The organism is Rhodococcus sp. FG69 (genome assembly GCF_057808915.1).
In genome coordinates this window covers 22,562-34,339 of the sequence record NZ_JBMDIX010000048.1, presented here as the reverse complement: position 1 = coordinate 34,339, position 11,778 = coordinate 22,562, and the positions used below count along the sequence as shown (strand labels likewise).

Annotated in this window: 10 protein-coding genes; all 10 read left to right on the top strand. The window is 58.3% G+C overall.

Annotation, left to right across the window (positions count from 1 at the left end):
* The first annotated feature begins 105 nt into the window (after positions 1-105).
* The 10 genes from ACODSO_RS26300 to ACODSO_RS26255 all read left to right on the top strand — a co-directional run bounded on the left by ACODSO_RS26300 (position 106) and on the right by ACODSO_RS26255 (position 11,733).
* Complete coding sequence (locus ACODSO_RS26300) at positions 106-1,353, top strand: PucR family transcriptional regulator (protein WP_206492672.1); 1,248 nt, start codon at positions 106-108, stop codon at positions 1,351-1,353.
* 470 nt (positions 1,354-1,823) lie between these two features.
* Positions 1,824-2,930, top strand: a complete 1,107-nt coding sequence (locus ACODSO_RS26295; RefSeq protein WP_206492673.1) for an NDMA-dependent alcohol dehydrogenase — start codon at positions 1,824-1,826, stop codon at positions 2,928-2,930.
* A gap of 43 nt (positions 2,931-2,973) precedes the next feature.
* Positions 2,974-4,536, top strand: a complete 1,563-nt coding sequence (locus ACODSO_RS26290) for an aldehyde dehydrogenase family protein (RefSeq protein ID WP_489039606.1) — start codon at positions 2,974-2,976, stop codon at positions 4,534-4,536.
* A gap of 225 nt (positions 4,537-4,761) precedes the next feature.
* A complete protein-coding gene (locus ACODSO_RS26285; protein ID WP_296780790.1) occupies positions 4,762-5,382 on the top strand; it encodes a TetR/AcrR family transcriptional regulator in 621 nt (206 codons plus the stop codon).
* A gap of 195 nt (positions 5,383-5,577) precedes the next feature.
* Positions 5,578-6,549 carry an NAD(P)H-dependent flavin oxidoreductase gene (locus ACODSO_RS26280; RefSeq protein WP_489039605.1) on the top strand — a complete coding sequence of 324 codons (972 nt, stop codon included), beginning with the start codon at positions 5,578-5,580 and terminating at the stop codon, positions 6,547-6,549.
* Between the two features lie 85 nt (positions 6,550-6,634).
* Positions 6,635-7,747, top strand: coding sequence for an LLM class flavin-dependent oxidoreductase (locus tag ACODSO_RS26275; protein WP_489039604.1), 1,113 nt, complete (start codon positions 6,635-6,637; stop codon positions 7,745-7,747).
* A complete protein-coding gene (locus ACODSO_RS26270) occupies positions 7,747-8,925 on the top strand; it encodes a thiolase family protein (protein ID WP_489039603.1) in 1,179 nt (392 codons plus the stop codon). The genes ACODSO_RS26275 and ACODSO_RS26270 overlap by 1 nt, the downstream gene beginning before the upstream one ends.
* A 674-nt stretch (positions 8,926-9,599) precedes the next feature.
* Entirely contained in the window at positions 9,600-10,370 is a 771-nt protein-coding gene (locus tag ACODSO_RS26265) for an enoyl-CoA hydratase/isomerase family protein (RefSeq protein ID WP_489039602.1), read from the top strand.
* A 145-nt stretch (positions 10,371-10,515) separates the two neighbouring features.
* The gene (locus ACODSO_RS26260) at positions 10,516-10,809 is read left to right on the top strand and encodes a hypothetical protein (RefSeq protein ID WP_367182249.1); all 294 of its coding nucleotides are present in this window, start codon (positions 10,516-10,518) and stop codon (positions 10,807-10,809) included.
* Positions 10,810-11,427: 618 nt separating this feature from the next.
* Positions 11,428-11,733 carry a response regulator transcription factor gene (locus tag ACODSO_RS26255; RefSeq protein ID WP_296780811.1) on the top strand — a complete coding sequence of 102 codons (306 nt, stop codon included), beginning with the start codon at positions 11,428-11,430 and terminating at the stop codon, positions 11,731-11,733.
* Positions 11,734-11,778 lie beyond the last annotated feature (45 nt).

Below are 11,778 nucleotides of genomic sequence, written 5' to 3'. Positions count from 1 at the left end.
ACTATCTGCCGTAAATCCTTAGCGCCGGATTTCGAGAATCTGCTCCCCGACCCCCGACTAGGCCGAGATTCGGTTCGGACCGTTCGACGTCCTGGAGGTGTGACAATGCAACCAGACCACCCAGCCAGCGGTTCCGATGATGCGGTGTCGAATTGGCTGGCTCGCTGGCTTCAGGACGCCTCGGCGTCGCCGGCATTCGATACCGCCGTCGATCTCATCGATGAAACGATTGCGGCAGAGATGCCGGAGTTGGTGTCCGACCCCGAGCTCCGCCGCGATCTCGAAGCCAGTACGCGAGGTCACCTGGCGGCGATTCTGTCAACGATGCGGGAAAACGACGTGGAGTTGCCACCGGAAGCATATGGACTGGCCCGAACCCTTACCCACCGCGGTTTCGGCGTGGAGGTCTTGTTCAGGCTGTATCGAGTGGCGCTTCGAGCTACCCAACGTTACTTCAGCGATGCAGTCGAACAAAGTGAGATCGATCAAGAGCTGAGGTCGAGCGTGCTCGTGCGAATGTGGTCGGTCAATAGCGAGTGGCTCGACAACGCCGTCGGAATCCTCGGGACCGTGATGGTAGATGAGCGAGTCAAATGGCTCGCCGGTGCCGCGGCAAGGCAAGGCGTAATCGTGTCCAAGATATTGCGTGGTGACCCGACGGACATCCGCAACGCCAGCCAGCTGCTCGCATACCCTTTGAACAGAATGCATACGGCGTTCTCTCTCTGGGCGGATGCCGAGTTCGATCTTCTGCCGCCGTTGGCAGAGATCGCCGTTGCGCTCGGCGCCATCGTCGGTGCAGATGCTGTCTTGGCTGTTCCCTCCGGAGAACGGGGGATGTGGATGTGGTGTGCCAGCAGCCGGGAACCCGACCTATCCTTGCTGTCGACATCGACTGCGCTGCGCGTAGCGACAGGTGTCCACGTAGCGGTGGGCATCTGCAGCACCGGTCTCGACGGGTTTCGACGTAGTCACCGGCAGGCTCTGTCCGCCCAGAAAATGGCAGTTGCCTCAGGTCGGACAAGGCAGGTCACTCGTTACGACGACGTCGAACTCGTGGCCATGGTGTCTGCCGACATGGAAGCAATGACGGAATTCGTAGTACGAGAACTGGGATCGCTGGTCGAGGACACCCCGGCGACCGAACGATTGCGCGACACGGCGCTTGCAGTGGCAACTTTGGGGGTCGCAGGTGCAGCACAGGCGATACCGGTCCACAAGAACACTGTCCGGTACAGGCTCAACCAAATCGAATTGTTGCTGGGACATCCGATCGACCATCGACGCGGCCAGGTGGAATTGGCCCTGCGCTGCGTGAATGAATTCGGAGCCCCCGCATTCGCGTCGCTCTGAAGCCGCCCAGGCTTTACGTTGTGTCCGGAGCACAAAGCTGAGGCAAGTTTTGTCCTATCGTGACTAGCCCGATGGATGAGACCCACGCCACAATGGCAGATGTCAGTTCGATACGGGATCCGCAATCGACCCACTATCCGCCACACCCGCTCAGCTCCACGATCGAACATGCACCCGCATGAATGGTCCGGGCGAATTCTACGACTCTTCCCTCAGGAATCGACGTGCCATTCGTCGAATGACATGGGCTGAAGCCGTAGTCGAGGCAATGTGACGCTACTTGTTGCGCGGCAAATTCGACGCTGGTGGCGTAGCGAGACACCCACTCACTGGACGCAAAACGCTAACGCTGTTGCGACGGGCGACTCAGTGCCACATCACCGATCCTCACAGTTCGAGACCAACACGATTTCGTTCCCAACCGCAACTGACTATCGATCGGCACATTTCAACGAACGACGGAGGACATTTTGAAGACAAGGGCTGCGGTACTGCGCGGAATCGGTCAGAAATGGGAGATCGAGGAACTCGACCTCGATGATCCGAAAGCCGGCGAAGTACTGGTCAAGATCACTGCGGCAGGTTTGTGCCACTCGGATGCGCATTTCGTGACGGGAGACCTTCCCATTCCATTCCCGGTAGTCGGCGGTCACGAGGGTGCTGGTGTCGTGCATGAGATCGGCCCGGGAGTAACGGAGGTGTCGGTGGGGGACCCGGTTGTACTGTCGTTCATTCCTTCATGTGGCCGGTGCAGCTACTGCGCCAGAGGAATGATGAACCTGTGCGATCTGGGTGGTGCGATCATGCAGGGGCCACAACTGGACGGCACCTATCGCTTCCACAGCCGCGGCGAAGGGATCGGACAGGTGTCATTGCTCGGCACCTTCAGCGAGTACACGGTGGTGCCGATTGCGAGTGTGGTCAAGGTCGATCAGGGCCTAGCGCTCGACAAGGCAGCCCTCGTCGGTTGTGGGGTGACCACCGGCTTCGGTTCGTCGGTTCGCACAGCGGAACTTCGGGTGGGCGAAAGTGCGGTCGTGATGGGAATCGGAGGCATAGGAATCAATGCGGTGCAGGGCGCGAAAGTAGCCGGCTGCCGCTATGTCTTCGCTATCGACCCAGTGGCCTTCAAACGAGAGAAGGCGCTCGAGCTCGGAGCCACACACGCCTTCGAAAATGTGGATGAGGCCCTCCCCGTGATCACGGATCTAACACGAGGCCAACTTGCAGACGCGTGCATCATCACTACCGGCGTCGCCGAACCCGACCAGGTTCGTGAAGCGCTTTCTGTCGTCGGCCGACACGGCCGGGTCGTGGTCACTGCGGTCGGCCATCCCACCGAGCAGACCGTTTCGGCATCGCTCCTCGAACTGACGCTCTTCGAGAAATCGATCCGCGGTTCATTGTTCGGGTCGTCCAGCCCACAGATGGATATTCCCCGGTTGCTCGAGATGTACAACCTCGGACAGGTGAAACTCGACGAGCTCATCACCACCGAGTATCAGCTCGATGAAATCAACGAAGGGTACGCGGACATGTATGCAGGACGAAATCTTCGTGGACTCATCCGATTCTAAAGGGTTCGCAGCAATCAAACCAACGTGGGCGAAGGAGCATCTTGTGAGTATCGAGGAACTGTCGCAACAGATTACGGACACAGTCGATGTGTACAACCCAGCAACGGGAGAACTGGTGGGGCGCGTGACCGTTCAGACCCCCGACGAGGTCGACATGGTCGTACAGGAGCTGCGCACACATCAACCTGCGTGGGAGGCTCTTGGCCCCAAAGCGCGTGCTTCTTGGCTACGAAAGCTCAGAAACTGGTTGCTCGACAACGAGGCGCACCTCGTAGACGAGATTCGCGCGGAGACCGGCAAGCCACGGACCGAGGCAGTACTCGAAGTCATGTTCGTATGCGACGCGATCAATTACTACGCGAGTCGAGCTCATAAGTATCTGGCAGACGAAAGAGTCAGGCCACACGGACTTCTGACCGCATCCAAGAAGCTTCTCAAGGTCTACCGCCCATATCCAGTGGTCGGGATCGTGACCCCGTGGAACTTCCCGCTGTTGATACCTGGTGTAGATGCTGTACCGGCGCTGCTCGCCGGCGCAGCAGTAATCATCAAGCCCTCTGAAGTGACACCCTTGTCCACCGTCGCCCTTGTTCGCGGGTGGCAGGAAATCGGGGGACCCCCAGTGTTCGCCCACGTCACCGGTCGCGGGGCAACTGGTGCTGCAGTAGTAGATGCAGTGGACATGGTGCAATTCACCGGGTCTACCAAGACTGGACGAGCGATCGCCGCCCGAGCGGGTGAACGTTTGATTCCCTGCAGTGTCGAACTCGGAGGTAAGGACCCCGCGATCGTTCTCGCGGACGCGGATCTGGAGCGCGCGGCAAACGGCATCACCTGGGGAGGCCTGGTCAACTCGGGGCAAGCGTGCATTTCGGTGGAACGGGTGTACGTCGAAGCTCCCGTGTACGACCAGTTCGTGAGCCTGGTGACCAAACAGGTAGAACTTCTTCGACACGACACTAACGGTGAAGAAGCGAACTCCGCCGATGTGGGAGCGTTGGCTACGGGGGAGCAGGTGAAGATTGTTGTCGACCACGTCGATTCCGCGATCGCCCTGGGTGCCAAAACTCTCACCGGCGGTGCCCCCAGTAAAACCGGCACCTTCTTCGAACCGACCATTTTGGTGGACGTCGACCACTCGATGGTGTGTATGCGCGAGGAGACCTTCGGGCCCACGATCCCGATCATGAAGGTTACAGACGTCGACGAAGCAATCCGGCTGGCCAACGACTCTGATTTTGGACTGTCGGCCACGGTGTGGACGAAAAATCGTCGAAAGGGTTTGGCGATAGCGCGTCGACTCGAAGTGGGGGCCGTCAACATCAACGACGCTTACGCCAACCTTTTTTGCTTCGGACTGCCTTTCGGAGGCTGGAAGGGGTCGGGCCTAGGGGCCAGACTCGGAGGCGCGCAGGGCATCCGAAAGTTTTGTCGACAGAAAGGAATTACCGTTCCACGAGTGCCGACGATGAAAGATGAGATCCTGTGGTATCCGTACACCGACCGGCGCGGCACAACCGCCGCGAAGGTGTTGCGCCTACTGACCGCTCGTGGGTCACGACGCCTGTCTCCTGATCACCGAAGCAGCAGACAGCAGCCAGAATAGCGGCGCGCCGGTCCGCAATCAGGTCCGCGAGCCCCTCCTGTCTGCGCTAGATCTGGCACTCGTGATCGCGAGCCGACTCTCAACTGAGCGGTGGAGTCGAGTTCCCTGTGGCGTGTGCGATTCGAACGCTGAGCAATCTCGCGATTCGTGCACCCGATCGCAGGTCGCACCGCCCCGCACCCGGTTACCTAATGAGTTAGTATTGGTAGGTGATAAGTGACGCCGATGGCACGTAGCCGCGCTACCGATAACGAGACTCTGCTACGTGCCGCAGCGGAGGTTTTCGAATCAAAGGGATACAGCAACGCGACCATCGACGACATCGCAGAGGCCGCAGGAATTTCTCGCCCCACTGTCTACAAGTACACATCGAGCAAACGGTCGCTGCTCGATGACATGGTCAACATGGTGTGCGCTGACCTCGATGAACGACTTCACCTTGTGGTTTGCTCAGACGCGGCACCGACTGTCCGGCTGCGTCGGTTGATCGATCTCCACGTCGAGAGTGCGACGAAAATGAAGCAGTTCTACTCGATCGTCTTCAGCGAACAGGCAGAATTGTCCGAGCATGCGGAGGTGCGGTGGAGCGAGTTCACGCACGCTGTTGCCACTGACTTCCAGAAGCTTCTCGGCGAATGCATCACTCTCCGTGCCTCCGGTGCGCCACTGATCGATACGCATATTGCCGCAAATCTGGTCCTCTCGATGCTGACCACGCTGTATCGGTGGTACGACGCTGACGGCCCAGTAGGACCGGCTGAGCTCACTCGCCAGATTCTCGCGGTGCTGGCCGGTGTTGTGCCAGCATCGTCTGTCGACGCGGTCGACCAGGACCGCGACGGGTAGAACCGGGGCCCAACCGCCGACCGCGCACCGCCGCAGCGAGAGTCGATGCAGGACTGGCGCACCGCGTTCGCTGTCTGCATCATCTCTGAGTTGGAATTTGCGACCTCTGTCAGTCCGTCCAATCTTGACTTATCAGTTAGTATACGTAAGTCTGTTCTCAGCAGTCGAATCACCACCGAGACGGAAGGGATCGAGATGACAGCCACTGAGGCATACCGGCTACCGAAGTCGATCGCTGAAAGGCTCAGAATCCCTGCCATCGCAGCACCGATGTTTCGCGTCTCCGGACCCGAATTGGTCAGTGCAATCTGCAAGGCCGGAGTCGCTGCTGCACTCCCGGCAGTGAACGCACGGACGCCGGCTGTTCTGGACAACTGGCTGGACGACATTGCGACGGCTACCTCGGCGTCCGCGACGATCCCTGCGCCCCATTGCGTGAACTTGGTTATGTCGCACCACATGCTGCACGACCACCTCGCTTGCATCATCAACAATCGAGTCGAGATCGTGATCACAAGCGTCGGCTCGCCGGCGCCGGTCTTGCAGGCGTTGCATGCCGCCGACGTCCTTGTTTTCAGCGACGTCGCAACCATCGCTCATGCCCGCAAAGCCGCACTGGCTGGTGCGGACGGCCTGGTACTTCTGTCGGCGGGCGCAGGGGGTCAGACAGGATGGTTGAACCCATTCGCCTTTGTGAGGGCAGTTCGGGGCTTCTTCGACGGCCCCATCGCCCTTGCAGGCGGCTTGTCTGATGGGGTTGCACTCCATGCAGCGTTATCGCTTGGTGCAGATCTCGGCTACATGGGTACCAGGTTCATCGCCGCCGAAGAAAGTTTGGCGTCGCAGCGATACAGAGAACATGTTGTGAACTGCGATTCCGACGACGTCATGTTGACCAGTGCCTTCACCGGCTTACCCGCAAGTTGGCTGCGTCCTGCAGTCCTGGCCGCAGGCCTCGACCCTCAAAGTCTGGACGAGCAGGTTACTCCCGAGATCTCCAACGCGGTATACGGTGGAGGCAACGATGCGGCGGGCCCCAGGCGTTGGACAGATGTAGTGAGCGCGGGCCACTCGGTGTCCGGTGTTTCGGCGATAGAACCGGCATCGCACATCATCGACCGGATCGCTCGAGAATTTTTCTCGGCGAATGGCACACCAATTCTCTAGCGAGCCGAGAGTTGCTCGATGTGACGGAGGGTCCGATCGCGTACCACCAAACAGAACCTGTGCGACCAGGCAACAGTAGTCAACGTTGCTAAACCTGGCACTTTCCAGATCTCTCCTGCTCACCGCAATCACCGAAAGGCAATCGATGGATATCGGTGTCTCACTCATGTATTGGCCCTGGTTCGAGGTGGACGAACAACTCGAACTCAGTAAGTTGGCCGACTCCTTGGGTTTTCATTCATTGTGGTTCGCAGAAAGCTACGGTCAAGATGCCACTGCCATGCTGGGTCTAGTGGCCGGGCACACCCAGAACATCCGGTTGGGGGCTGGAATCATGCAAATCCCGGCGCGCCAACCCACCGCGGCGGCCGCCGCCTCAGCGACTATCGACCGAATCTCGGGTGGCCGAATGATGCTGGGGCTGGGTTTATCTGGTCCACAAGTCTCCGAAGGCTGGTATGGCGTCCCGTTTACAACCCCTCTACGGCGCACTCGCGAGTACATCGAGATCATTCGGATGGCTCTGTCAAATGAGCTTGTCGACCATCAAGGTGCGGAATGGTCCATTCCCCAAACCAGCAGAGGGCTGGGTCTGGGTAAGGCTCTCAAGATGCTTGGCGGACCGATTCAAAAGAGGCTCCCGATCTACCTCGGTGTGGGCGGAGAGAAAACTGTCCAACAAGCCGGCGAACTAGCCGATGGTTGGACACCGTTCTTGTTCAGTCCTGACCATGCGGAAATGTTGTGTGCACCCCTGTTTCGAGGCATTGATCGCGCGAACCGGGCACGAAGCGACGTATCCATCGCGCCGTTGGTTGTCGCTGCGGTGCACGAGGATATCGCAGTCGCACGTGATGCGGTCCGTCCCGTGATGACCTTCTATTTCGGTGGTATGGGCGCCAAGGGGAAAAATTTCTATGTCGATCTTGCCGAACGGTACGGCCACGGGGCGTCCGCCATCGCTTGCCAGGATTCATTCTTGGCGGGCGACAAACGGGCAGCCGAAACCGCGCTATCTGACGAATTACTGGACTTGGTGGCCTTAGTTGCCACGCCGGAGACTCTCCCCAAAAAACTTGAGGCATTCGAGTCAGCTGGCGTCGACGAGTTGATCGTGGCGCCGTTCGGGGACCGTCCCGCGCTCCTCCAGACTCTGTCCGAATCTTTACCACACTACGAAACGAAAGGACCCAAGTGATGCGCGACGTTGTGATAGCTGGTGTCGGAATGACCAAGTTCGGCAAGCAGATAGACCGCTCGTACGCTTCGCTGGTCAAAGAAGCGACCGGGGAAGCTCTCAAGGACGCCGGATGTGGTGTTCAGGCAGTGCAAGCGGTCTACTACGCCAATACAGGCGCAGGACTCATGTACGGGCAGGAGTCAGTCCGCGGGCAACATGCAACAAGAGGAACGGGACTCGAGGGTGTGCCCCTGATCAACATCGAGAACGCATGCGCATCGGGTTCCACAGCTTTGAATCAAGCCTGGTTGGCGGTCGCGTCGGGGCACGTGGACGTGGCCATTGCCATCGGGGCCGAAAAGCTGACACATGCAGACAAGGCACGATCGTTTTCGGTCATGACCTCAGCGCTCGATCAGACGCGGTTGGACGAGATTCGAGCTGACCTGCCCGGCGGCAGCGGCTCAGTCTTCATGGACATCTACGCCCGTTTTGCGACACTGTACGCGGACCGCACCGACGCTACTGCGGAAGATTTTGCCCAGGTAGCGGTCAAGAACCACGCACACGGAGCCCTGAATGCCAAGGCCCAGTACGGGGGGCACGTCACTGTCGAAGAGGTCCTGCAGGGACGACACATAAGTGGGCCACTGACCCTGCTCATGTGCGCACCCATGTCCGATGGTGCTGCCGTCACCGTGGTTACTACTCCCGAACTAGCGGCCAAGTGGAACGCAGACTCCGTGAAGCTCCTCGCTACCGTCGTCAGTTCCGGCGTTCCCGGAACTTACGGTGAACTGGTTGTTGACACCGCTTCCCGGGCCTACGCTATGGCTGATGTCGGTCCAGCGGATATCGATGTCGTCGAATGCCACGACGCTGCCTCACCCGCCGAGCTCATCGTCAGCGAAGAACTCGGACTCTGCGCGACCGGAGACGGAGTAAAGCTACTCCGCGACGGGATAACGACACTCGGCGGGCAGCTTCCCATCAATCCCAGTGGGGGCCTTGGAAGCAAGGGGCATCCAATCGGCGCGACCGGGCTAGCGCAAATTGTCGAACTGACGGATCAACTTCGCGGCCGATGTGGGAGTCGGCAAGTCGAAAAGGCCCGAACTGGACTCGCGGAGAACGCCGGGGGATACATCGGCCCAGACGCAGCTGTGGCCACAGTTACTATCCTGCAGTCCACGTGACGGTTGCTTGCACTCGCTGACTGCCAGCAACCGGTAACACCCCAGACCGAGCTATCCCAAAAAATCGTTGGGTCATTGATGAAAGATTCGGTGGCGTTCGGCATGGAAGTGCTCGCCTGACCAGCTGGAGTGCTGGTCGTTTCGTGTACGACCACCGCGTGTGTCCTTTGACTACACCAGTTGAAATGCTCACTGAACGCAGAATAGAATCTCCGCCGAGATACACACAGACCTGATCGAGAACGCTGACTGTCTTCTCCGAGCAGCCGTAGCCGGTACGAGTCGTTCTCAGTTGGGGTACATGTGCATGTGCTGGTGTACTAAGGAAATAGGTCAATTTCGTTTCGCACAATTGGATCTCGACAGAGCCTGTCTTGAGCTCGCAAATGCTCAGACAAGGACCGACTCAGTCTTTGTCATTGAACTCTGAACATTGTCTAGCGTCATACCGGCATCTGTCGGTTGACTGCGTTAATCAAGTCATCCAATACGGACATGGATATCCGACCGGGTGCAATATGGTGCGCGGCGCGTAGAGAATCTCGATTGTCGAGATTCGACCAATAACATGTGCCGAACTCGAGGATGGGGTGAAGCTGAGACGCCCCGATCAGTACCCAACATCCAAATACAGCCGTCTTGCTGACAACGTTCTATTACGGTACGGAGCGCAAATGGAAACTGTCGTCGTTGAACACCACAATGCAGTGCGCCGGATCATCTTGAACAGACCATCTCGGCGCAATGCACAGAACTTTCTGATGTGGCGAGAACTCGATGAGGTGGGGGCTCGGATCAGCAACGATCCCAATGTTCGATGCGTGGCGATCACGGGCCTCGAGAATTTCAGTTCCGGTATCGACCTCGCAGAGGTCGCGCCCCCCGACGGCGCCCTGATCTCAATTGGGCACCTCGCACGCACGGATATGGCAGCCGCGACAAAGAAACTTGCCGATATACAATCACAATTCCTTTGGATAACAGAGTCGCACCTGCCGGTTGTCGCAGCGGTACGGGGGGTCGCTCTCGGTGCAGGTTTGGAACTCGCGCTTGCCTGCGATGTGAGGATCGTCGCCTCCGACGCACGGCTAAGCCTTCCCGAGGTCTCCATCGGTGTAGTTCCTGACCTAGGTGGATGTCATCATCTTCTTGCGGGTGTGGGGTATGAACGCGCGTTCGATCTCATCATGAATTCGCGCGAAATAACAGGTATAGATGCAGTTGCTCTAGGCATTGCGCTCAAACACGACATCGACAGTAAGATAGACCCCCTAGCCCTTTCATATGCGCATGCTATCGCGGATTTGGCGCCAACGGCAGTTCGCTACACGAAGCGCGCGCTTAAATCTCGCACTTCTGCCGAGTCTCTGATAGAGGCGGCAAAGGGAATGGCACAGGGGTTGGTGGCGTTGGCTGGTGCCGGGGATCCGCCTGCTGCAGATTAGAACACACTACTGTTGTATAGCGAGTCCAATACAACGGGAACTGACATCTGATATTTGGATGATGTGGTTGAGTAAGTAGGCCCGTAACCGGTGGCGACGTGAAGGAGCGAGTACCGTGGTTGCAGAAGCGGAGGTATCGCGAGCAATGCTGGAGTTCGCACGGCGGTGGTGTCCATACGGCGGCGGAAGGGACGAAGATATTCTCGTCGATTTTGGACTCAGTGCGCCTGCGTTCTTCGAGCGAATTTTGTGTATCTTGGAATCACCGCTAATAACGCAGGCGCTTGACTCGCGTCAAATCGCATCAGTCAGAGCGGTGTCGCTGAGTCGGCTTGGTCGATCAGCGCGGCCACAGGGGCGGCCCGCAGTGACGAGCATTCCGTATCCACCTTGTAAAGACCACGGGGCGATCGGCCAACTGTCGACGCATCCGTTGTAATCCCTGAAGCGATGCACCAGACCGCCGCGTTTCGCCCCCACGTGGTCGCATCGATTGGAAACCGAAATCATGTGATCAAAGCTTGGGACAAGTCAGACGTTGGCTCTGTCAGGTAAAGCAATTTGGGTTGCCGCTACATGCGATACGGCAGGGCGTCGGTAATGGCTGTAATTGTCAGCAATTAGTCTGTCAAGCTAGGTTGGCATCGGTACTCACGCACCGGTATAACTCAACCAGTGTTGTGCCCAACGCCAGTCGGCTTGTGCATTTCCAATCCATGACATCTCCGTTTGCACGGCCCAACTTCACTCTGCCCACTGAGATAAGTATTGGCGGGCCCGAGGGTGACTGTCTCGAGTTGGAAACTGATGACTCTGTGTCGCAAATAGCTTCGGCATTGGCGAAGAAACTAGTTGTGACATAGCCAAGCTTGGATGTGTGCAGGGTTGATCCGCTCCGCTTCGGGCCCATCGTCGTCCGAGCGCTGAGGCGGGTTTACAAGTCGTTGCCAGGGCGCCCATATTTGCTAGATTGTGCATCTAGTGCACCTATTAGATTCCGAGAAGTCGAGCAGATCCGAGAATCACGATTAACCAGGTCAGCTAGGGAGACGTACCGATGGCAGCAAGCAGTGGATCGAAGTCGCAACTCTGCTGGCCGGACATTCCACCCTGGTCCGAGCTCACCCAGCGCGAGCATCAGGTTCTCGACGGCATCGTGTCGGGCCTCAGCAACGCCGAAATGGCAAGTAAACTGTACGTCAGCGTCAACACGATCAAGTTTCACGTTGCAAATGTGCTGAGCAAGCTCAAGGTTCGCTCTCGGCTCGACGCCGCTGTGTTAGCCGCGGTCAGTGGTGAAGCCCGGACGTGCAATCGTGACTTCGACAGCGCTTTCGGCCAGGCGAGACGGCGTGCTCGTTAGCATGTACTTCTGCTACCCGTCGTTCCCCAACCGAGGCTACGTATC

Excerpts from the sequence above, each read along its gene's own strand:
- ACODSO_RS26300 (WP_206492672.1), top strand. The coding sequence starts at position 106 with ATGCAACCAGACCACCCAGCCAGCGGTTCCGATGATGCGGTGTCGAAT.
- ACODSO_RS26285 (WP_296780790.1), top strand. The coding sequence starts at position 4,762 with ATGGCACGTAGCCGCGCTACCGATAACGAGACTCTGCTACGTGCCGCA.
- ACODSO_RS26280 (WP_489039605.1), top strand. The coding sequence starts at position 5,578 with ATGACAGCCACTGAGGCATACCGGCTACCGAAGTCGATCGCTGAAAGG.
- ACODSO_RS26270 (WP_489039603.1), top strand. The coding sequence starts at position 7,747 with ATGCGCGACGTTGTGATAGCTGGTGTCGGAATGACCAAGTTCGGCAAG.
- ACODSO_RS26265 (WP_489039602.1), top strand. The coding sequence starts at position 9,600 with ATGGAAACTGTCGTCGTTGAACACCACAATGCAGTGCGCCGGATCATC.
- ACODSO_RS26260 (WP_367182249.1), top strand. The coding sequence starts at position 10,516 with ATGCTGGAGTTCGCACGGCGGTGGTGTCCATACGGCGGCGGAAGGGAC.
- ACODSO_RS26255 (WP_296780811.1), top strand. The coding sequence starts at position 11,428 with ATGGCAGCAAGCAGTGGATCGAAGTCGCAACTCTGCTGGCCGGACATT.